We start from the raw sequence: 21,396 nt of genomic DNA on the forward strand, positions 1-21,396 counted from the left end.
AAATCAGTTACATTTTCAGTGGCCCCGGCGAAGCCGAGGAGGCTCAAGCACCGTCCTCTGGATAAGCGAACACCTGGAACAGAAATCTACAGGGAATTAAACAATACAGATAAACAGGCAGGGGGTGGGTCATCACGAGAAGAGTATAAACGCGTGATGTCAGCTCCTTCTCTGTGTATAGAGAATAGGAGGGACACCCAAAATGATTAAAAGAACACTAAAACAAATACAAGAAATGGCGCAAGGCCAGCCAATCTCTTCCGAATACAGCGCCATCGTGGTAGAGGGCGTATCAAAAGATACACGCGAAGACATGAGCGGGAAATTGTACATACCGATTATCGGGGAGAATTTTAACGGCCATGCATTTGTCCGTGATGCCATCGAGAAAAAAGGCGCAGTTGCCTCCTTCTGGCAAAAAGACCAACCAGAGCCACCGACAGACCTGAACCTTATAGTTGTGGACGACACCATCGAAGCGTTGCAACACCTAGCAAGCAGTTATCGAAACCAAATCGGTATGAAGGTTGTGGGAATCACCGGAAGCAACGGGAAAACCACCACAAAAGATATGGTCACTTCTGTGTTAGAGACAACATTCCGCGTGCACAAGACGGCCGGAAACTACAACAATCATATCGGCTTGCCGTTAACGATTCTTTCCATGAAAGAAGATACGGAAGTTGCGGTGTTGGAAATGGGGATGAGTGGCCGAGGAGAAATCGAGCTGCTTTCCTCCATCGCCAAGCCAGACGCTGCCGTTATCACCAATATCGGGGAGTCTCATATGCAGGACCTCGGATCGCGTGAAGGAATCGCAGAAGCTAAACTTGAAATTGCTGCCGGCCTTAAGCAAGATGGCAAGCTCATCATCAATGGTGATGAACCGTTATTGACAGACAGAGTGGGAGGCAAGACCAACGTCATTCCGTTTGGCTTGAAGGCTAACAATGACTACCAGGCAAAGGACATTACGTTAAAAGGGAGAGGCACTCATTTTATAATAGAAGAAACAGAGTATTTCATCCCGGTACTTGGTGCCCACAATGTGACCAATGCCCTTGCTGCCATCATCGTTGGAGAGCTTTTCGGTGTGTCTGAGGTGAAGCGAAAAAAAGGCTTGGAGCAACTTGTCATCACTGGTATGAGGAATGAAGTGGTGGAGACATCCGGCGGTTGGACGGTCATCAATGATGCCTACAACGCAAGTCCTACTTCCATGAGAGCTGCATTGGATTTGTTGGGCAGCCTTGACGGATATGGGAAAAAGATTGCCGTTCTTGGCGATATGCTGGAACTTGGTGACATGGAAAAGACGTTTCATCATGAAATTGGGCAATATGTAAAAGAAAAGAATGTGGATTATGTCTTTACATTCGGTGCCCTCGGCATGGAGATTGCAAAAGGTGCCCAGGAAGTGATGGAACCTTCCCATGTTAAACCGTTCATGAACAAGCAAGAATTAACCCGCGAACTGCTGCCGCTTTTAGAAAATGGTGATGTGGTGATGGTAAAAGGCTCACGAGGCATGAAATTAGAAGAGGTTATTGAAGGAATCAAGTAATTCCTTATTTTCAAGGAATACAAACTTCTTTTAAAGAGAAAATTAATAGTAAGCATGCTGCATTTGCTCAAAGTTGTGCGGAAAGAAAAATATTTTGCCGATTTATTCGGCAGAGGGGCGCGATTGAAAGCGTAACCTCCTATAAGTTGGCATTAACCTTTATTGCTATTTAGTAACCAAAGTGTTATGATAACAGGTAATGTGTTTAATATGTCTACTTATAAAGATTAGGCAAGCGCTCTGACCCGTGCCTAATTTATTAATTTGTATAGATAAAGGAGTAGGAATAATTTGGCGTTATTTAAAGAATTAGGTTTATCAGAAGATATCATGAAGTCGATCGACAGAATGGGGTTTGAAGAAGCTACCCCTATCCAATCGGAAACGATTCCTGTTGCATTAACTGGTAAAGATGTTATCGGTCAAGCTCAAACAGGTACAGGTAAAACGATTGCATTTGGTCTTCCATTGCTTGAAAATGTAGATGTGACAAACGAATCCATTCAAGGTATCGTTATCGCACCAACTCGTGAATTAGCTATCCAGGTTGCTGAAGAAATTTATAAAGCTTCTTACCATAAACGTGCTCGTGTTCTTTCCGTATTCGGAGGCCAGGACATCAGCAGACAGATTCGTTCATTGAAAAAGAACCCGCACATCGTAGTTGGTACTCCAGGTCGTTTACTTGACCATATCAACCGTAAGACTCTTCGTCTTCAAAATGTGAACACGGTTGTTCTTGATGAGGCAGATGAAATGCTGAACATGGGATTCATCGAGGATATCGAAAAAATCCTTGCTGAAACACCAGAAAAGAAACAAACATTACTTTTCTCTGCTACAATGCCTGCACCAATCCGTGCAATCGCTGAGCGTTTCATGAGCGAGCCTGTAAATGTAAAGGTACAAGCGAAAGAACTAACAATATCCAACATCCAACAATTCTACGTGGAAGTTCCGGAAAAGAAGAAGTTCGACACATTGACTCGTCTTCTTGACATCCAATCTCCAGAACTTGCTATCATCTTCGGTCGTACAAAGCGTCGTGTAGATGAGCTATCTGACGCATTGAACGTGCGCGGATACTCTGCAGAAGGAATCCACGGTGACCTTTCTCAAGCGAAGCGTATGAGCGTACTTCGCAAGTTTAAAGAAGGATCCATCGATGTACTTGTTGCAACAGACGTAGCAGCTCGTGGCCTTGACATCTCTGGTGTTACACACGTTTACAACTTCGACATCCCACAAGATCCTGAAAGCTATGTTCACCGTATTGGACGTACAGGTCGTGCTGGTAAGAGCGGATTGGCGATCACATTCGTTAGCCCTCGTGAAGTTAGCTACTTGCACCATGTAGAACGTGTAACAAAACGTAAAATGGACAAATTGAAGGCACCAACTCTAGACGAAGCACTAGAAGGCCAACAAAAAATGTCCATGGAGAAATTAACGCAAGCTGTTGAAGCGAAAAACCTTGGTTTCTACCGCAATGCAGCGGAACAATTATTAGAAGAGCACGATGCAGTAACGCTTGTATCTGCAGCTCTGAAATTGTTCACAAAAGAGCCGGACGAAACTCCAATCCGTCTTACTGAAGAAGCTCCAATGCACTCAAGAAGAGGTGGTGGTGGCCGTGGCGGCGACCGTAACCGTGGTGGCGGAAAGAGCTCTAGCGGCGGTGGAAAAGGCGGCTGGAACAAACGCTCCGACAGCCGTGGCGGCAAGCCAGGCGGCGGTTCTGGTTCAAGGGACGCAAGCGCAAAGCGCCAAGGCTACAAACGTTCTTCTCGTAAAGAGCGCGTATAATTAACATTTGAGAAAGCTCGAAAACTGACTGGATTTAACCCGGTTGGTTTTCGGGCTTTTTTTTGTTGTTGGTGGGGGGGAGGGTTTCCGCTAGTGAGGTTAATTGTAAATAAAAGGGTTCTATACGCCCAAACGATCAAGAAATTGGAGTGAAAGGTCAAATAGAAGGTCTCTATACGCCCGAACGACCAAGAAATCGGGGTAAATGGTCAAATAGAACGGTTCTATACGCCCGAACGATCAAGAAATCGAAGTGAAAGGTCAAATAGAAGGGCTCTATACGCCCGAACGACCAAGAAATCGGAGTGAAAGGTCAGATAGAACGCCTCTATATGCCCGAACCCTCACACAATCAACGCGAAACGTCTAATAGAACCCATATAAATTCCAGTTCCCCTAATTTTCACTCCCCCTTCATCTCCAAGAGAACCCAACCCACCTCCCAAAAAGAACAAATCCCCCCTCACTTGGGCATACTACCTCTAAACAATTCCTAACCAAAAGGAGGTCCCTCATCACTATGACCATCGTAAAACTCGGCTATGTCGCCATGAGCGTGCATCTCACCAACGCTTCCCCGTCCAAAACAATGACCTTTGCCCAGTTCAGCAAAATCAAGGACCGGGACGCGGCAATCGAAAAGCTAGAACGCATCTCAGTCGAAAACCTAGAAAACTGCCTGCGCCTACTCAAGCACAATGTCGCAAACGATATTCAATTTTTCCGGTTCAGCTCCAAACTGATTCCGCTCGCAAACCATGAAGAGGTAAAAGACTGGAAATTCATGCGGCCGCTAAAAGGAATCCTATCCCAAATAGGCGACTATATCGAAGAAAACCCGATGCGTGTAGACTTTCATCCGGATCATTTTGTACTGCTCAATTCTAAGAAAAAGGAAATCATCAATCAGACCATCAAGACGCTCAGTATGCACCGCTCTCTTTTAAAAGGAATGAGGGTTCCCACACAGCACCGTTGTGTTCTCCATATTGGTGGAGGATATGATGACAGGGAGTTGGCGCTGGAACAATTTATTCATAACTTTGCGCTTGTTCCGCAGCCTATTCAGGAAATGCTGATTCTTGAAAATGATGATACGACATTTCACTTACGTGATGCTTTATATGTTTGTGAAAAGCTGAATGTACCGCTTGTTTTTGATTACCATCATCACCTTGCACACTTTGAAGAGGAAGCAGAGGGATGGGAGCAGGATTGGGGGCGGGTGGTACAAACATGGGAACATTCGCCGCTGCCTGTGAAGATGCATATTTCAAGCCCGAGGGACGAAAAGAATTTCCGTGCCCATGCCGATTATGTGGATCCTAAAATGTTTATGGATTTCCTCCAAGGCATCAAAGGAAGCGTGCCCGAAATCCATTGTATGATTGAGGCCAAGAAAAAGGATGAAGCACTATTTCAACTGATGAAAGAGCTGAAAAGTTATCCTGAAATAGAGATTATCGACGGGGCTTCCTTCAAAATTAAATAGAATTTTCCAACAGAGGGCCATCCATAGTATACTAGGAAAAGCGACAGCTAGAATGTGATTTGGAGGGAGAGCAAATGAGGCCGGAGCCTAAACAGATGATAGATAGAAAAGCTTTGTCGGTATGGAGGATCTCCGCCGCACTGAATTCTATATTTTACGTCCTGCTTATTGTGGGATTTTGGTTTATACAACGTTCATTTGAATTCCCTTGGTGGACACTGCTAATTGCGGGGGTTCTGTTTGTACTGATCTTCTTATTAACCGTCGTTATTTTCCCATCTATGCAGTGGAAACGCTGGCGGTTTGAAGTACATGAACATGAAATTGACTTGCAGCATGGCATTTTTATCAAAAAAAGAACCTTGGTGCCGATGGTCCGGGTGCAGCATGTTGATACACGGCAGGGGCCGATTTTGAAAAAGTTCCATCTCTCCACGGTGCTGATTTCAACTGCGGCAACCATTCATGAGATACCGGCTCTTGATGAAGAACAGGCAGACCAAGTCAGGGATTACATATCAAGGCTTGCGAGGGTGACAGAAGATGATGTCTGAAAAAAAGAGGATGCATCCGGCTGCCATCGTTGTAGCTTTTTTCAAACAACTGCGTGAACTTTTGTTTCCGATTATTATTTTCGTATTCTTTGGGAGTAGTTCTGGAGAAGGTTTTTTCAGCATCATTTACATAGCTGTAATGGTTTTATGGTTCGCGGGTTTAATTGCAATTGGTGTGGTCTCTTGGTATCGATTTTACTATTGGATAGAAGATGGGGAGCTGCGTATGGAATACGGTGTTTTTGTGAAAAAACGCCGGTTCATCCCGCAAGAACGGATCCAGACTTTAGATACTTCGGAAGGAATTATCCAGCGTATCTTCGGTTTAGTAAAAGTACAAATAGAAACAGCAGGTGGCGGAACGGAAGCGGAAGCAAGTTTGACGGCAGTAACAAAGGACGAGGCAAACAAGCTGAGGGAAGCTTTATTGTATTATAAAAATAAAGACGAAGTATATGGTCCAAAGCTGCCTGTTCAGCAGGAACCGAGCGCGGAGCCTGTAGAAAAGCCAACATATAAAGCATCCTGGAAAACACTCTTTATTGTGGGAACAACTTCAGGGGGGATCGGTGTTGTGCTTTCGGCAGTCATCGCGTTCACTTCCCAATTTGATCAATTTGTCCCATATGAGGATATCATCGACCGTTTCGGGATGGTCTTGCAGACAAGTGTGTATTTTATTGCTTCGATCGTTTTTGTTGTTTTGTTTGTGTCGTGGCTCATTTCTATTGTGATGACGATGTTTAAGTACGGGAATTTCACTGTCACCAAACAAGATGATGAACTGCAAATATCCAGAGGTATAATTGAAAAGCGGCAATTGACGATTTCCCTGAAAAAAATACAAGCGATAAGGATCTCACAAAACCTGTTGCGACAGCCTTTCGGATATGCGACCGTTTATGTGGAGAGTGCAGGAAGTTCAGGAGGAAAAGAATCTGACTTTTCCACGATTCTGTTTCCATTGTTGAAGGTTTCTGAAGTGGAAGCCCATTTGAAGCAGTTCGTCCCGTCGTACCTTCTTGTACAAGAGGTTCACGGTCTGCCCAAGAGGTCGGTGATTCGGTATCTTATCCGTTTAATGGTCCCGGCAGCACTGCTATCCACTCCAATCGCTTACTTCTTTCAACCGTATGGGTATCTTGCCTTTTTGTCGGTGGTGGTTGCCGGATTGCTAGGCTACAGCCAATATAAGGCTGCAGGTTGGGCAATGGAAAGTGAGCAGCTTCAACTTTCTTATCGACATTTAAGTAAGAACACTGTGCTTGTGCGTAAAAAAAGAATTCAATCCTTTGAATTGCGGGAGTCATTTTTTCAAGGGAAAAGAAAACTGTTTACAATTAAAGCTGCCATCAAAACCGGTCTTGGAGGCAAAGATTTTCAAGTGGTGGATGTGGAGCAACATGACGGCGAACAAATTTACGAGTGGTATTCTTATGAAAAAAAGCAAGGGGATGTCATGTGAGGTGACAACCCTTGCTTTTGTTTTTGAAGATAGAATTTACATAAACCTTGAAAGAATTCCAAACAACACCAATGCGCCTAAGACGATCCAAAAAATATTTTGTTTTCCGCCTCGTGGTGCGCTCGGTCTGCCGATATTAGGGAATATGGCGCGCAATGATCTAGGGGATGTGGCTGGTCCTCTTCCCAGGAAAAATGGTGCTAACACGGTACCGGCAAAGAATCCGAATAAGTGGGCAATCCAATTGATGTTAGAATTCAGGAAGGTCATCACAAGCCCGACTCCCAAAATGGTCAAAATAACTTGGGAATTTGCTCTGTCCAATAGGTCCGGTCGTAAGAATACCATGTAAAAATATAGGCCGAATATCGCAAATATGGCACCGGAAGCTCCGAGATGACTGTAAATGTCAGGTTTTAATAGTAGGGTGGCAACGTTTGCTAGAATACCACCTAACAAATAGAAGGTAATAAATTTCCCTTTTCCTAACATCCGCTCTACGGCCGGTCCGAACAGGACAAGCGACAGAGAGTTAAATAGAAAGTGAGTCAAGCTGGCATGCAGGAAAATGGGGGTAACTAGCCGCCACCATTCTCCTTGCCAAATAAACAGGTTGAATCCAACGGTAAGGTTTAAGAAAGTCGGAGAAAATTGTACAACCAGCCAAAGTATAAGGTGGATGGCAACAATTGTGGTAATAATAGGATATAATCTTCTAAAAGTACGAAAGTTTTCCGTTCGGACGAACATCCGCTTCACCCCTTGTTCTTTAATATAGCTCTTTTCAGATTATCATGTTAGCTCCTAAAAGTCTTTTTAGGAGAATCAGAAAATATATCATTACTATATGAAAGAGGTTGGTCAAAGTATGATTATTGGAACTGGAATCGACATTGTGGAGCTTGCCCGCATCGAAAAATTGATGAACCGCCAGCCTAACTTTGTGGATCGTATCCTAACACCGCTGGAAAAAGAGAGGTTCAACACGCTAAGTGAAAAAAGAAAAGTGGAATTCCTCGCAGGTCGTTTTGCTGCAAAGGAGGCCTTTTCCAAGGCGAAAGGAACAGGCATCGGGAAAGAACTCAGTTTTCAAGACATGACTATAGGGTCCACGGAGAAAGGGAAGCCGTATTTTTCTGAGCCTGAAATAACAGGTGGTAATGTCCACTTGTCCATTTCTCATAGTGATCAATATGCCATCGCCCAAGTAATTATCGAAAGCTTGTCAAGCTAGTCTGCATATTCCCCGAAACTGGTTCATATACATAATTCAGAAAGGAGACAAGGTGTACAAGTAGAGGTTCAGCCTACCTGTGTCTGGAGGAGGGCCTGGTATCTCTGCACTCTCACTTTTCTCTAAGATAATCATGTAATGAAGGCAAAGGGGATGAATAATTTGAGAAAAGCATGGCTATTGGTAGTGGTTGGCCTTGTGAGTATCCTTGTTCTCGCAGGGTGCGGTACGAAATCGCAGGAAGATGTAACAGCTTCACTTGGTGCGAAAGTAGAAGAGATGAAGGGGTATGAATCAAATGCGAAGATGACCCTTCAAACTGGAGCGGAGCCACAAGTGTATGAGGTGCAAATCGGTCATAACAAACCGAACTATTACAAGGTGAATTTGAAAAATGCGGAAAAGGATCAAAGCCAGATCATCATCCGCAATGACGAAGGTGTATTTGTCTTAACGCCGGCGCTTAACAAGAGCTTCCGCTTCCACAGCGAATGGCCGCAAAACAGCAGCCAGGCCTATCTGTTCGAGTCGCTTGTGAATGACATCAAAAATGATCCGGAAGCGAAGTTCACCGCAACAGAAGAACATTATGTATTTGAAACGAAAACAAACTATCAAAATAATAAGCTTCTTCCGACTCAGGAGATTACACTGAGCAAAAAAGACTTGTCGCCTGTTTCTGTAAAGGTGATGGACCCAGATAAGAAGCCGTTGGTTCTAGTGGAATTCTCTGATTTCAAATTTGATGCAAGCTTTGATGCCGATGCATTTGATGTGAAAAAGAACATGACAGGTGCCCGTGCAAGCCTAGAGTTGCCTGCATCTGGACCTGTTACCGAAGAGTCGGATGAATTTTCGGCGATGACACCGTTAGATACGCCTGCAGGTACAGATCTTAAAGAAGAAACGGTTGTAGAAACAGCGAATGGAAAACGTGTTGTCATGACGTATGAAGGCACAAAGACCTTTACGTTGATTCAAGAGAAGGCGCGCAACTCGGAAGTGCCGACATCCCAGCTTGTCAACGGTAACCCGGCGGACCTAGGTTTCACGGTGGGCGCTATGACAGAAAACAGTCTAACATGGACCTACCAAGGCGTAGACTTCACCCTAGCATCCAAAGACCTCTCCCAAGAAGAAATGCTCATGGTCGCCCGCTCCGTCCAAGGCGCAGCCATCAAATAGTTCAACACCAACTAGCAGGCCCGTTGCAGACGGGTCTGTATTTTTTTTTTCGAAAAGGGGTCAGACCCTCACAGGAATTTCGCTCTCCCTGTCGAAGGGGCTTTCTTCACATGACTTTGGGGCGTTTTTTGGTTATGATAGGTACATATTAATTTGAGGTTGTAGATAGGTAAAGGAAGTGCTAAGGAAGATGTCGAGCTTTCATCGGGATACTTGGGTTGAGGTAGATTTGGATTGTATTTATGAAAATGTGCAGGCGATACAGGAGCATGTGACAAAGGGTGTCACGGTGATTGCGGTCGTGAAGGCGAATGCATATGGGCATGGAGATGTGCAAGTGGCAAACGTGGCGTTGGAAGCAGGTGCGAAGTATCTTGCTGTTTCTTTTTTAGATGAGGCGATGTCTTTAAGGCAACAAGGAATAACGGCACCAATCCTTGTACTCGGTGCTTCAAGGGTTTCAGACCTGCCGCTTGCTGCGAAAGAGGATATCACGCTTACGGTTTTCCAAAAAGAATGGGTAGAAGAAGCAACTTCCGCATATCAAGGTACAGAAGTGGTTAAACTGCACCTGAAGCTAGATACGGGGATGGGAAGAATCGGGGCGAGAACACAAGAAGAAGTCGCCCAAATACTAGAGTTGATTGACAAAGCCCCAAACCTGCAAATTGAGGGGATTTATACGCATTTTGCTACCGCGGATGAGTTGCAATCAAGTTATGTGGAACAACAGTTTGAAAGGTTTCACTCTTTGTTAAATCAAGTCACAAACCAATTCAGCATCCCGATGATCCACTGCGGAAACAGTGCCACTACGCTAAGATTTCCTACAAGGATCTTCAATGCGGTACGTGTTGGGATAGCGATGTATGGGCTAACGCCATCACCGGAAATGGAACCAGAACTGCCTTTTCCGCTAAAAGAGGCATTCTCCCTTCATACCAAACTTGTACATGTAAAAAAATTATCCATTGGCGAGAGCGTCAGTTATGGGGCCACCTACACGACAAAAGAAGAAGAATGGATTGGAACGGTGCCGGTTGGTTATGCGGATGGATGGATTAGAAAATTACAAGGAATGAACATTCTAGTAGACGGAAAGTTCGCTCCAATTGTTGGAAGAATCTGCATGGACCAGTTTATGGTTAAATTGCCACATGAACTTCCAATTGGGACCAAGGTGACGCTTATAGGAAAACAGGACGGCAAGAAGATCAGCTCAAACGATGTTGCTGCCAAGCTTGACACCATCAACTACGAGGTGCCGTGTATGATCAGCTACCGTGTGCCCCGCATGTTTTTGCGGAATGGGAGTATAATGGAAGTGAGAAACTATTTGCAAGACAAACCATTAGAATAGTAAATGGTAATTTTCTGCATAAAAAAGGGTTTATATAGTGATAATAGAGAAGAATTCGCTAAATGGACTTTGCAATTATCGGCAATGATGGTATTATGGAATATGGAATAGTATTATGTGTCTGTAGTTCTTGGAGGTGTATGCTGTGTCTGAATCCAGCGCAACAACTGAAATCTTGATTCGATTACCTCAAAACTTAGTGTCGGAATTAGATGGTTTGGTAAAACAAGAAAACGGCAATCGAAACGAATTAATCTTTCAAGCAACAAAGATGTATCTTCGCGAGCGCAAAAAGCGTCAAATTCGCGAGTCCATGAGACGTGGCTACATGGAAATGTCTAAAATCAATCTAAACATTGCATCTGAAGCTTTCTTGGCTGAATATGAGGCGGAGCATACGGTTGAACGCTTAGTTAGCGGGGGGTAATCATTTGATTGTCAAACGCGGTGACGTTTATTTTGCTGATTTATCCCCGGTTGTTGGGTCTGAGCAAGGAGGCGTTCGACCAGTACTTGTCATCCAAAATGATATCGGAAATCGATTTAGCCCGACCGTTATAGTAGCTGCCATTACTGCTCAAATCCAAAAAGCCAAACTCCCAACACATGTAGAGATCGATGCGAAGCGTTATGGTTTTGAACGTGACTCTGTTATCCTGCTCGAACAAATTCGAACAATTGATAAACAAAGATTAACGGACAAAATTACTCATCTTGACGAAGAGATGATGGACAAAGTGGATGAGGCGCTTCAAATAAGCTTAGGACTTATTGACTTTTAATATTTGAATCCGTTTTTTCGATAAGAAGCTATTCACAAGCGCGTGAGTAGCTTTTTTATTTTGTATCGACACAATACCCCTAGCTGTATGCGGAAATCAACAGCGGTGTTGTACCAAATCACACTCATTTCTAAGAAGATACCACCATAATTAGGTAAATAAACCACATTTATGGATGAACTGGGATTAAACATATTTGACTTTTAAAACAATAAAAATTTATAGTTGTATTAGTATAGCTAAAATTATTTGTCGAATTTATAAATATATCTATTACCGAAAAAAGGAGCCGGGATAATGAATCAAAACATAATCACGTATATTGATGAAAACCGAGAGACTATTTTTAACCAATGGATTGAAGGCATGGATGAAATCGGTGAAAAGAAAGAATTGAAAGCCATTTCTGATAAGGTGTACCTGAGCACAAGCAGAGAATACATCAATTTATTATTGAACAACATTAGTAAAGATTTGGACAACCTTTCTGTGATATTAACCGATTTTGCCGAGAAAATTGTTCGATTCGGTTGGCCTCTCATTTATGTGACAGAAGGTCTTTCATTATTCGGGAAGATTGTATTTGAGGGAATGACGAAAGAGGAAACGGACGATAGCCAAAAAGTTGCCCTGATGTATGATTTTGATCAATGGCTCCGACCGGTCTATAACGAGATTGTAAAAACGTATACAGGGTCTTGGGAACATACAGTGTCTATGCAGAAAATCGCATTACAAGAATTGGCTGCACCCCTTATCCCGGTATTTGACAAGATTTCTGTCATGCCGCTTGTGGGTACAATCGATACAGAACGCGCAAGACAAATCATGGAAAACCTTCTTCAAGGTGTTGTAAAGCACCGTGCTGAAGTGGTCTTAATAGATATTACAGGTGTACCGGTTGTCGATACGATGGTAGCGCACCATATTATTCAGGCAGCGGAAGCGGTAAGACTTGTAGGTGCAAAATGCTTATTGGTTGGAATTCGTCCTGAAATCGCCCAGACTATAGTTAATTTGGGCATTAACCTGGATCAAATTATTACGAAAAACTCCCTGAAAAAAGGGATTGAAACAGCGCTTGAAATGACAAACAGAAAAATTGTGACTGCGGGGGATCAAAAGTGAGAATACCTATATTAAAACTTCACAATTGCCTATTAATCTCTATTCAATGGGAACTAGATGATCAAACAGCGTTGCAATTTCAAGAGGATCTTCTAAATAGAATACATGAAACAGGAGCAAATGGAGTTGTCATTGATTTGACCTCTGTTGATATGATTGATTCATTTATTGCAAAAGTGCTTGGAGATGTAATCAGCATGTCGAAACTTATGGGAGCGCAAGTCGTTCTGACAGGGATTCAACCTGCTGTAGCCATCACTTTAGTGGAACTCGGAATCCAATTGGATGAAGTGTTCACGGCACTAGATTTAGAAAAGGGTCTAGAGAAATTACAACAGGAACTGGGGGAGTAAACGATGACTGTCCAATCCTGTGTAAAAATAAGAAACGAATGGGACATAGTAGCTGCCCGACAAATGGGTAGAAATGTTGCCAAAGATCTCGGTTTCGGCACAGTAGACCAAGCGAGGATAACTACAGCAATTTCTGAGTTGGCTCGGAATATTTATTTGTATGCAGGTACAGGTCAAATTTGTATTGAAGAAATGGATGAGTATGGAAAAAGAGGACTGAAAGTGGTTGCCACAGATGATGGTCCTGGAATTCCTGACATTCGACAGGTGATGGAAGATGGCTTTTCCACATCAGGAGGCCTTGGAGCCGGATTGCCTGGAGTAAAGAGGTTAATGGATTCGTTTCAGATAGATTCTTCTTCTGGGGAAGGAACGACAATCCATGCCGTAAAGTGGGTTCGCTAGAAGGGGGGATAACCCGTGAATTATGATAAATTAGAATCAGAATATAAAGAAATACTTTCTGCCTACCTGAACCGCCAGTCAGAGGAAGCCCTCTATAAAGGGCAGGAATTCAGTCGCAGAATACTTGGGGAGAAAGTTTCTCCCGAAGAAATTATCAGTGTGCATAAAGCGATGCTGCAAGATCTTTCTCCAGAGATACCGGATAATATCCTGCATTCTTTGGATTTCCTACTTGAAGTGATGATCGGTTATGGGATTGCTTACAGGGAGCATCAAAGCCTTCGCCACAGGCAACAAGAGATTCAAACGGAGATTGAAATTGCAGCTAATGTCCAGCAGACACTACTTGAGACGAAAATTCCTGAGACGAATTCAGTGGAGATAGGCGCGATAAGTGTTCCTGCCAAACATATGAGCGGGGATTATTATCATTTTGTCCATAACGAAAAGGATTCGTTTAGTGTCGCTATTGCGGATGTTATCGGAAAAGGAATTCCGGCTGCGATGTGTATGAGTATGATCAAGTATGCGATGGACAGTTTACCAGATACTAGAGTTGCGCCAAGCTATGTTCTTGGCAATTTAAATAGAGTAGTGGAGCAGAATGTCGATGCGAGCATGTTCATCACGATGTTCTACGGTATGTATGACCTTCACAAACACCTCTTCTCATTCTCTTCTGCGGGGCACGAACCACCGTTGTATTTTGATGCGAAGAAAAATGAATTCTATGAACTCGATGCGAGAGGGCTTGTCCTTGGTATCGATAGACTTGCAACCTATCAACAGTATGAAAAAAGCATCGAAGTCAATGATATGGTAATCCTTTTCTCTGATGGAGTGACAGAGTGCCGTACAGAGGAAGGATTTATCGAGGTTGATAAAATAATAGATTTAATCAGGTCATATATCCACTTACCGCCTCAAGCCATTGTCGAGCTTGTATACAGAGACCTTGAGAAAATCCAGGACTTTCAGCTCAGAGATGACTTTACTTTAATTATTTTAAAAAGAAAGGTTTAAATGTTTGAGAAGCGGGTATTTAGTATTGGGATGACCTAAAAATGGAATTCTAATTCATGTTTGAGGTGACGAAAGAATGAATATGGACATTCAGATAAAAGAAGATTTAAATCAGACGCTTGTCGTCCTAGAAGGGGAAATAGATGCCTATACTGCACCAAAGGTAAAGGAAAAGGTAGCCCCTTTATTAGAAGATTTTTCAGGAGAACTAGTATTTGATTTATCAAGTGTTAATTATATGGACAGCACAGGCTTAGGGATGTTTGTAGGTTTCTTTAAAACCGTAAAGGCAAACAACGGTGTCTTTCGTCTGGTAGGGTTATCGGATCGTTTAAAGAGATTGTTTGATATTACAGGTTTAGCAGGAATCATGGAGATAAAATAGGCTGCATGTAGCAGTCGATAAATAAGTTCACTTAAAGGTGGGGGAACAATGAACCGGGCTTATGATTATATAGAAATGTCGTTTCCAGCGAAGGCTGAGTACGTCGGAGTCATCCGACTTACCTTGTCTGGAATTGCGAATCGTATGGGCTTTTCATACGATGAAATTGAAGATATCAAAATTGCCTTAAGTGAAGCTTGTACCAATGCGGTCGAGCACGCTTATAAGCAGGACGAAAAAGGTAATATTCGAATCGGATTCGGTATTTACAAAGACCGACTCGAGTTAGTGGTAGCTGACAATGGACAAAGCTTTGATTTCGACAAAGTAAGGGAAGAATTAGGTCCATACACCGAGTCGCAACCAGTAGAAACTTTGCCAGAAGGAGGGTTAGGATTATTCTTAATCCAAACGCTGATGGATGATGTGAAGGTGCACAGCAATCAGGGCGTTACAGTCTTCATGACAAAGTATGTACAAGGAGAGCAGGTGGAAAGGGATGCGGAATCAATCTCCGTCCAGTAAGCTGGATGTTAATATGCTATTAGAGCGGTACCAACAAGACGGTTGTGAAGTATCGCAGTTGCAATTAGTAGAGCATTATACTGCACTTGTTGAATCCATCGCTCGAAAATATTCAAGAGGCAAAGCCTTTCATGAAGACCTCTCTCAAGTAGGGATGATTGGATTGCTCGGTGCCATGAAGCGTTTCGATGCAAGTTTTGGCCGAAGTTTTGAAGCATTTGCTGTTCCAACGATTATCGGAGAAATTAAACGTTTCCTTCGAGATAAAACTTGGAGTGTCCATGTTCCGCGCAGGATCAAGGAAATTGGACCGAAGATAAAGTCTGCTGTGGAAGAATTGACAAATGAACTTCAACGTTCACCGAAAGTATTTGAAATCGCTGATTACTTGGAAGTTACCGAAGAAGAAGTGTTGGAAGCGATGGAGATGAGCCAGAATTATCAAGCTCTTTCTGTCGATAATGCCATCGAGGCTGATTCTGATGGAAGCACGGTAACCATTCTCGACATCGTAGGAAACCAAGATGCCGGGTTTGATCAAGTGGATCAGCAGCTTCTATTACAAAAGATTTTCCATGTGCTTTCAGAAAGAGAAAAACAGATTATCGAATGCACATTTTTCAAGAATATGAGTCAAAAAGAAACAGGGGAAAAGTTGGGTATTTCGCAGATGCATGTATCAAGACTGCAACGCAAAGCGCTAACCAAGCTGAAACAAGCATTCATGGAAGATAATGCAAACACGGAGATTTTTTCATGATTGAACAATTCAAACATGAAAAAGCGAACGTGAATGCCTACCAGAATGCGAAAAACGGAATGTATTTTTGTGGGGACAGCTACTACGTAAATACAACGGATGACTACTTTTTATGTGTAGTTGCAGATGGTTTAGGTAGCGGAGAATATGCACACGATGCTTCACAAGCAGTTATTTCCGCTGCCAAAGACCATGAAACTGAGGACGTTTCCGTTATCATGAAAGCTTGTAACGAAGCGATGAGGAATAAGCGCGGTGCAGCGGTTTCTGTGCTGAAAGTCAACTATGACCAGCAAGAGGTTGTGTACAGCTGTGTTGGGAATATTCGATTTTTCCTATATCCTCCGACAGAAAAGCTTATCTACCCACTGCCGGTCAAAGGCTACCTATCTGGAAAACCCCAAACACTTAAAACTCATCGTTTTCCCTACAGTTCCAAAATGAAGTTTTTCATCTACTCAGATGGTTTGAATATCCCATCCGTAAAAAAATACATCAAAGACATCCCATCCGCCACCTCATTGCTTGAAATAGCCGCAATGTTCACAGGCAACGGCATGGACGATGTAACCATCATCTCAGGTGAAATTCACTAGGGAGATCGTATTCTAGCTTTTTGCAAATGATTGTGGAAACTTCCGTTGATCGCAGTGGAAGGCACGAAGACTCCTGCGGGAGGAAGGGACAGGGAAGACCCCACAGGGCGAATGCCCAAGGAGGCTTCCGGACCGCCCGCGAAAAGCGAAGTGCCTGGAACGGAGATCAACAGTTAGAGGATATTTTAAAAATATTAGGGTTTTCAATTAAGCCAAGGCTGACATTTCCATGTTAGTCTTTTTTCTTTGTCCGAATAATTTGCTAAAATAGAAGATGGGTTAATATGTTGGGAGGCTACAAAATTGGAATGGAACGATAAAAATGAGCAATTGGTCAACCTATTAGTGAAAGACGTAGAAGTGACAAAAGGACAAGCCAAGAAAGTAATAGCACTTTTAGAAGAAGGCAACACCGTTCCTTTTATCGCCAGATACCGAAAAGAACAAACAGGCTCTCTAGACGAAGTACAAATCAGAGCTATCATGGAAAAATGGCAATACATACAAAACCTTGAAAATAGAAAAGAAGAAGTTACCCGCCTCATCGAGGAACAAGGGAAACTCACACCAGAACTGAAAGCAAGCATTCTAAAATCAACCAAACTACAACAGGTGGAAGACCTCTACCGTCCATACAAACAAAAACGACGCACAAAAGCGACCGTTGCCAAAGAGAAGGGATTGGAACCATATGCCGAGTGGCTGCTTACGTTCCCGTCCTCCCCTTCCCTTGAAGAAAAAGCGGCAGAATTTTTCTCAAAGGAAAAAGAAGTTGCAACCGTTGAAGAGGTATTAGAAGGAGCAAAGGATATTCTTGCGGAAACCTTTTCTGATGAACCAACTTATCGACAATATATCCGCGACGTTACCTATAAACAAGGCAAGGTCGTATCAGCCGTTAAGAAAGCGGAGAAAGACGAAAAAGAAGTTTTTGCGATGTATTACGAGTATGAAGAAGCGATCTCACGAATCCTACCGCATCGAATCTTAGCAGTGAACCGCGGAGAAAAGGAAGAAGTTTTGCGAATTTCCATAGCTGCTCCAGCAGAAAGAATCGTGGAATACCTTAATCGCCAAGTGATTAAACGAGAAACTTCCATTGCTACACCTCTCATAAAGGAAGCAATTGCGGATGGATATAAGAGATTGATTGAGCCCGCGATAGAGCGTGAAATCAGAAAAGAGCTGACAGAGAAAGCGGAAGAGCAAGCCATCCATATTTTCTCGGAGAACTTAAGAAACCTCCTTCTTCAACCACCTCTTAAAGGACGAGTGGTTTTAGGGGTGGACCCTGCTTATCGAACAGGTTGCAAACTTGCGGTAGTCGATGAAACAGGCAAAGTTCTTCATATAAGTGTCATCTACCCGCATACATCTGGGGAGAAGAAACGAGAAGAGTCCATTAATAAGCTATTAGACGTACTATCCACGTTCAAAATTGAAGTAGTGGCAATAGGAAATGGGACGGCATCAAGGGAGACGGAGCAATTACTAGCAGATGTCATCCAACAAAGCGGAAAGAGCATCTCTTACTTGATCGTTAATGAAGCGGGTGCGAGTGTATATTCCGCATCTGACTTGGCGAGAGAAGAATTCCCGGATCTTCAAGTGGAAGAAAGAAGTGCTGTCTCTATTGCCCGCAGACTGCAAGACCCGTTGGCGGAGCTTGTGAAAATAGACCCGAAATCGGTTGGAGTCGGTCAGTACCAACATGACGTGGCACAAAAGCGTTTAGCGGAATCCTTGAATTTCGTTGTAGAAACCGTTGTAAACCAAGTGGGCGTGAATGTGAACACCGCATCTTCTTCTTTGTTGCAATATGTAGCAGGATTATCAAAGACCGTTGCTACTAATATCGTGAAAAAGCGGGAAGAAGAAGGGAAGTTCGCTAGCAGGTCAGACCTAAAAGGTATTCCGAGACTAGGGGCGAAAACCTATGAGCAATGTATCGGCTTCTTAAGAATTATAGACGGAAAACAACCGCTGGACAGAACGGGCATCCACCCGGAAACGTATAGCGATGTTAAGAAGTTATTGAAGCAATTAGGAACGTCTGAAAAAGAAATCGGAACGGAAAAGCTGCAGCAGGCGCTGAAAGATGTAGATGTGGCAAAGCTTGCCGAGGACTTAAACATCGGTCCTATTACTCTTCAGGACATCATCGATTCTCTCATCAGACCGGAAAGAGATCCTCGTGATGATATGCCTACCCCGCTTCTTAAACAGGATGTATTGAAAATGGAAGATCTGCAAAAAGGAATGGAACTAGAAGGAACAGTCAGAAATGTCGTGGACTTCGGCGCATTTGTTGATATCGGTGTAAAGCAAGACGGCCTTGTCCATATCTCAAAACTGAGCGATCGCTTTGTAAAACATCCGCTTGACGTTGTCTCTGTCGGTGATATTGTCACTGTCTGGGTCGATGGAGTGGAAGTAAACAAAGGACGGGTATCCTTGACCATGCTGCAACCGGAAAAGCAAGAAGTCTAAGAAGATAAAATAGCCCCCGAACAACCATGCAAACAGGTTGTCGGGGGTTTTCTTAAAATATATGAACACATAAATACTGTTGATTTCCGTTCCAGGCGCTTCGCTTGCCTGCGGGCGGTCCGTGAGCCTCCTCGGCTTGCGCCTGTGGGGTCTCACCTGTCCCTTCCTCCCGCGGGCGTCTACGCGCCTTCCACTTCAATCAACTAGGTTATTTCATTTTCAACTATTCTTCTTATGATAGAAAAACCAGCACTGATTCAACATTTTTATCTGATATCGATCTTTCTCCAGGTATGCGCGTTGCATCTGCTTCCTAAACCAAGTCGGCATCTTTTCACTACCTCCTTCAATCTTTTACTTGAAGGCTCATAATGCGGGGCTGTTTAGGTAAAGATTGTTGCAAGTTAGTGAGTGTATGAGTGGATTGAGCGGAAGGCACTCGACTCCGGCGGGAGGTAGCGGTAGACTTGAGACCCCACAGTGCAGCGAGGAGGCTCAAGCACCGCCCCGCGGAAAGCGAGTGCCTGCAGCGGAAAGGAGGCAAAATTTCAAAAGGAAAACAACAATCCTATAGAAAACAGCCTAACATTAATGACTTATTTTTTTCTATACTATGCAGTATAATGGGGAGGGTTCGAATGAAAGGTGGAAGACACATGGAAGACAAAGAACTACAGAAGTTAATAGAAGAAATCTCCCTAAAGCATTTCAACAGACCTTTCCTTCACAAAGCTTCCTTTAATCATCGCCTGAAAACAACCGGCGGAAGATACCTCACTTCCACAAGTAACATTGAAATCAATAAAAAGTATTACGATGTACTAGGGATGGACGAGCTAGTAGGCATCATCAAACACGAACTATGCCACTACCACCTGCACATTCAAGGTAAAGGCTATAAACACCGAGATGCTGATTTCCGATTCTTACTTAAAAAAGTCGGGGCACCAAGATTCTGTACGCCCATTCATACAACTACATCCAAGCCGAAAACTTTTCGTATATATGAATGTGTGGATTGCCACCTGCAATACAAAAGAGTAAGAAGAGTGAATACAAACAAGTATAGATGTGGAAAATGTAGAGGGAAGTTAAGAGAAATAGAAAAGCTTGTTGACACACAACTATAAAATATGATAATTTATTCTAGTCGCTGTTTTAAAAAACGGCTGGATGACAATTATGATAATATATCATTTTTGTTCCGAAAAAACTTGACTTTTAAGTACAAGCTTATTAAAATAAAAGCAGTCGGTTGCGACGAAAGAACTTAATTATTACCGTTTTTATTCCACCATAGCTCAGCGGTAGAGCATTCGGCTGTTAACCGAAGGGTCGTAGGTTCGAATCCTACTGGTGGAGCCAAATGGAGAAGTACTCAAGTGGCTGAAGAGGCGCCCCTGCTAAGGGTGTAGGTCGTGTAAGCGGCGCGAGGGTTCAAATCCCTCCTTCTCCGCCATCTATTAAGGCCCGTTGGTCAAGCGGTTAAGACACCGCCCTTTCACGGCGGTAACACGGGTTCGAATCCCGTACGGGTCACTACAAAGTGGGATGCAAAACATTCTTGTTTTGTTTCCCATTTCTATCTGGAGGATTAGCTCAGCTGGGAGAGCACCTGCCTTACAAGCAGGGGGTCGGCGGTTCGATCCCGTCATCCTCCACCAGAGGGACTTTGTTTCCTTTATACTTTGAGAGTGAAGTGGATTTTAGTGTCGATATTATTCCGCCTATTTCCTTCAGAAATAGACAAAATAATATCTGCGGTGTAAGCTCATGTAGCTTACTCTAAGAAGTTAAATTCACGGAGCATATTCATTGGGCTATAGCCAAGCGGTAAGGCATCGCACTTTGACTGCGACATGCGTTGGTTCGAATCCAGCTAGCCCAGCCAACTTTATAACATGTATGCGGGTGTGGCGGAATTGGCAGACGCGCTAGACTTAGGATCTAGTGTCTTTGACGTGGGGGTTCGAGTCCCTTCACCCGCACCATACATTTATACTAGCCATTCATTTTCGCGGTCGTGGCGGAATGGCAGACGCGCTAGGTTGAGGGCCTAGTGGGGGCAACCCCGTGGAAGTTCGACTCTTCTCGGCCGCACCAAAAACACCGAAAAAATAATTCCGAAAAAGTGTTGACACGAAATGCTGGATTTGATATTATAGTTAAGTCGCCTCTGAGAGGGACATCAAATAAACAACTTATATGAAGCGCCCGTAGCTCAATTGGATAGAGCGTTTGACTACGGATCAAAAGGTTAGGGGTTCGAGTCCTCTCGGGCGCGCCATT

22 protein-coding genes and 8 tRNA genes are annotated in these 21,396 nt (G+C 43.5%); 28 read left to right on the plus strand and 2 right to left on the minus strand.

Annotated features, from left to right (window positions below):
* Positions 1 to 202: 202 nt before the first annotated feature.
* The 5 genes from B4U37_RS01390 (at position 203) to B4U37_RS01410 (ending at position 6,881) form a co-directional block, all read left to right on the plus strand.
* Positions 203 to 1,564 carry a UDP-N-acetylmuramoyl-tripeptide--D-alanyl-D-alanine ligase gene (locus B4U37_RS01390; protein WP_088016772.1) on the plus strand — a complete coding sequence of 454 codons (1,362 nt, stop codon included), beginning with the start codon at positions 203 to 205 and terminating at the stop codon, positions 1,562 to 1,564.
* Between the two features lie 291 nt (positions 1,565 to 1,855).
* Positions 1,856 to 3,370 carry a degradosome RNA helicase CshA gene (gene cshA, locus B4U37_RS01395; RefSeq protein WP_088016773.1) on the plus strand — a complete coding sequence of 505 codons (1,515 nt, stop codon included), beginning with the start codon at positions 1,856 to 1,858 and terminating at the stop codon, positions 3,368 to 3,370.
* Positions 3,371 to 3,890: 520 nt separating this feature from the next.
* Positions 3,891 to 4,862, plus strand: a complete 972-nt coding sequence (gene uvsE / locus B4U37_RS01400; protein WP_088016774.1) for a UV DNA damage repair endonuclease UvsE — start codon at positions 3,891 to 3,893, stop codon at positions 4,860 to 4,862.
* Between the two features lie 74 nt (positions 4,863 to 4,936).
* A complete protein-coding gene (locus B4U37_RS01405; RefSeq protein WP_088016775.1) occupies positions 4,937 to 5,416 on the plus strand; it encodes a PH domain-containing protein in 480 nt (159 codons plus the stop codon).
* Complete coding sequence (locus tag B4U37_RS01410) at positions 5,406 to 6,881, plus strand: PH domain-containing protein (protein WP_088016776.1); 1,476 nt, start codon at positions 5,406 to 5,408, stop codon at positions 6,879 to 6,881. The genes B4U37_RS01405 and B4U37_RS01410 overlap by 11 nt, the downstream gene beginning before the upstream one ends.
* A 36-nt stretch (positions 6,882 to 6,917) precedes the next feature.
* On the opposite strand, the gene B4U37_RS01415 is transcribed toward B4U37_RS01410, so the two are convergent.
* The gene (locus B4U37_RS01415) at positions 6,918 to 7,631 is read right to left on the minus strand and encodes a rhomboid family intramembrane serine protease (protein WP_010195154.1); all 714 of its coding nucleotides are present in this window, start codon (positions 7,629 to 7,631) and stop codon (positions 6,918 to 6,920) included.
* Between the two features lie 118 nt (positions 7,632 to 7,749).
* On the opposite strand from B4U37_RS01415, the gene acpS reads away from it, so the two are divergent.
* From acpS to B4U37_RS01490, 14 genes are all read left to right on the plus strand, one after another.
* Entirely contained in the window at positions 7,750 to 8,115 is a 366-nt protein-coding gene (acpS, locus tag B4U37_RS01420; RefSeq protein ID WP_088020081.1) for a holo-ACP synthase, read from the plus strand.
* Between the two features lie 162 nt (positions 8,116 to 8,277).
* Positions 8,278 to 9,300 (plus strand): LolA family protein, encoded by a 1,023-nt coding sequence (locus tag B4U37_RS01425; RefSeq protein ID WP_010195160.1) that lies wholly within the window; start codon positions 8,278 to 8,280, stop codon positions 9,298 to 9,300.
* Between the two features lie 190 nt (positions 9,301 to 9,490).
* The gene (alr, locus tag B4U37_RS01430; RefSeq protein ID WP_088016777.1) at positions 9,491 to 10,660 is read left to right on the plus strand and encodes an alanine racemase; all 1,170 of its coding nucleotides are present in this window, start codon (positions 9,491 to 9,493) and stop codon (positions 10,658 to 10,660) included.
* Between the two features lie 145 nt (positions 10,661 to 10,805).
* Positions 10,806 to 11,087, plus strand: coding sequence for a CopG family ribbon-helix-helix protein (locus B4U37_RS01435; protein ID WP_010195162.1), 282 nt, complete (start codon positions 10,806 to 10,808; stop codon positions 11,085 to 11,087).
* Between the two features lie 4 nt (positions 11,088 to 11,091).
* The gene (gene ndoA, locus B4U37_RS01440; RefSeq protein ID WP_010195163.1) at positions 11,092 to 11,442 is read left to right on the plus strand and encodes a type II toxin-antitoxin system endoribonuclease NdoA; all 351 of its coding nucleotides are present in this window, start codon (positions 11,092 to 11,094) and stop codon (positions 11,440 to 11,442) included.
* 297 nt (positions 11,443 to 11,739) lie between these two features.
* On the plus strand, positions 11,740 to 12,570 hold the full coding sequence (locus B4U37_RS01445) for an RsbT co-antagonist protein RsbRA (RefSeq protein ID WP_010195164.1): 831 nt from the start codon (positions 11,740 to 11,742) through the stop codon (positions 12,568 to 12,570).
* Positions 12,567 to 12,923 (plus strand): STAS domain-containing protein, encoded by a 357-nt coding sequence (locus B4U37_RS01450; protein ID WP_010195165.1) that lies wholly within the window; start codon positions 12,567 to 12,569, stop codon positions 12,921 to 12,923. The genes B4U37_RS01445 and B4U37_RS01450 overlap by 4 nt, the downstream gene beginning before the upstream one ends.
* A 3-nt stretch (positions 12,924 to 12,926) precedes the next feature.
* A complete protein-coding gene (locus tag B4U37_RS01455) occupies positions 12,927 to 13,328 on the plus strand; it encodes an anti-sigma regulatory factor (protein ID WP_010195167.1) in 402 nt (133 codons plus the stop codon).
* Positions 13,329 to 13,343: 15 nt separating this feature from the next.
* On the plus strand, positions 13,344 to 14,351 hold the full coding sequence (locus B4U37_RS01460) for a PP2C family protein-serine/threonine phosphatase (protein WP_010195168.1): 1,008 nt from the start codon (positions 13,344 to 13,346) through the stop codon (positions 14,349 to 14,351).
* A gap of 76 nt (positions 14,352 to 14,427) precedes the next feature.
* Positions 14,428 to 14,736, plus strand: coding sequence for an STAS domain-containing protein (locus tag B4U37_RS01465; RefSeq protein ID WP_010195171.1), 309 nt, complete (start codon positions 14,428 to 14,430; stop codon positions 14,734 to 14,736).
* 48 nt (positions 14,737 to 14,784) lie between these two features.
* Entirely contained in the window at positions 14,785 to 15,261 is a 477-nt protein-coding gene (rsbW, locus tag B4U37_RS01470; RefSeq protein WP_010195173.1) for an anti-sigma B factor RsbW, read from the plus strand.
* The gene (sigB, locus tag B4U37_RS01475; RefSeq protein ID WP_010195175.1) at positions 15,236 to 16,021 is read left to right on the plus strand and encodes an RNA polymerase sigma factor SigB; all 786 of its coding nucleotides are present in this window, start codon (positions 15,236 to 15,238) and stop codon (positions 16,019 to 16,021) included. The genes rsbW and sigB overlap by 26 nt, the downstream gene beginning before the upstream one ends.
* Entirely contained in the window at positions 16,018 to 16,617 is a 600-nt protein-coding gene (locus B4U37_RS01480) for a PP2C family serine/threonine-protein phosphatase (RefSeq protein WP_010195176.1), read from the plus strand. Before sigB ends, B4U37_RS01480 begins: the two co-directional genes overlap by 4 nt.
* Before the next feature lie 303 nt (positions 16,618 to 16,920).
* On the plus strand, positions 16,921 to 19,107 hold the full coding sequence (locus tag B4U37_RS01490) for a Tex family protein (RefSeq protein ID WP_088016779.1): 2,187 nt from the start codon (positions 16,921 to 16,923) through the stop codon (positions 19,105 to 19,107).
* A 219-nt stretch (positions 19,108 to 19,326) separates the two neighbouring features.
* Here B4U37_RS01490 and cmpA read toward each other — a convergent pair whose 3' ends face one another.
* The gene (gene cmpA / locus B4U37_RS01495; RefSeq protein WP_088016780.1) at positions 19,327 to 19,437 is read right to left on the minus strand and encodes a cortex morphogenetic protein CmpA; all 111 of its coding nucleotides are present in this window, start codon (positions 19,435 to 19,437) and stop codon (positions 19,327 to 19,329) included.
* Between the two features lie 326 nt (positions 19,438 to 19,763).
* On the opposite strand from cmpA, the gene B4U37_RS01500 reads away from it, so the two are divergent.
* The 9 genes from B4U37_RS01500 to B4U37_RS01540 all read left to right on the plus strand — a co-directional run bounded on the left by B4U37_RS01500 (position 19,764) and on the right by B4U37_RS01540 (position 21,394).
* Positions 19,764 to 20,237: a SprT family protein gene (locus B4U37_RS01500; protein WP_088020083.1), complete on the plus strand. Its 474-nt coding sequence runs from the start codon at positions 19,764 to 19,766 to the stop codon at positions 20,235 to 20,237.
* Positions 20,238 to 20,397: 160 nt separating this feature from the next.
* Positions 20,398 to 20,472, plus strand: a tRNA-Asn gene (locus B4U37_RS01505).
* Positions 20,473 to 20,475: 3 nt separating this feature from the next.
* Positions 20,476 to 20,566 (plus strand) — tRNA-Ser (locus B4U37_RS01510).
* Positions 20,567 to 20,574: 8 nt separating this feature from the next.
* A tRNA-Glu gene (locus B4U37_RS01515) sits at positions 20,575 to 20,646 on the plus strand.
* 49 nt (positions 20,647 to 20,695) lie between these two features.
* Positions 20,696 to 20,771, plus strand: a tRNA-Val gene (locus B4U37_RS01520).
* 152 nt (positions 20,772 to 20,923) lie between these two features.
* Positions 20,924 to 20,998, plus strand: a tRNA-Gln gene (locus B4U37_RS01525).
* 16 nt (positions 20,999 to 21,014) lie between these two features.
* Positions 21,015 to 21,098: transfer RNA gene (locus tag B4U37_RS01530), tRNA-Leu, on the plus strand.
* A 26-nt stretch (positions 21,099 to 21,124) separates the two neighbouring features.
* Positions 21,125 to 21,210: transfer RNA gene (locus B4U37_RS01535), tRNA-Leu, on the plus strand.
* A gap of 107 nt (positions 21,211 to 21,317) precedes the next feature.
* Positions 21,318 to 21,394, plus strand: a tRNA-Arg gene (locus B4U37_RS01540).
* Positions 21,395 to 21,396 lie beyond the last annotated feature (2 nt).

Origin of the sequence: Sutcliffiella horikoshii, assembly GCF_002157855.1 — a bacterium.
Taxonomy (GTDB): Bacteria; Bacillota; Bacilli; order Bacillales; family Bacillaceae_I; genus Sutcliffiella_A; species Sutcliffiella_A horikoshii_C.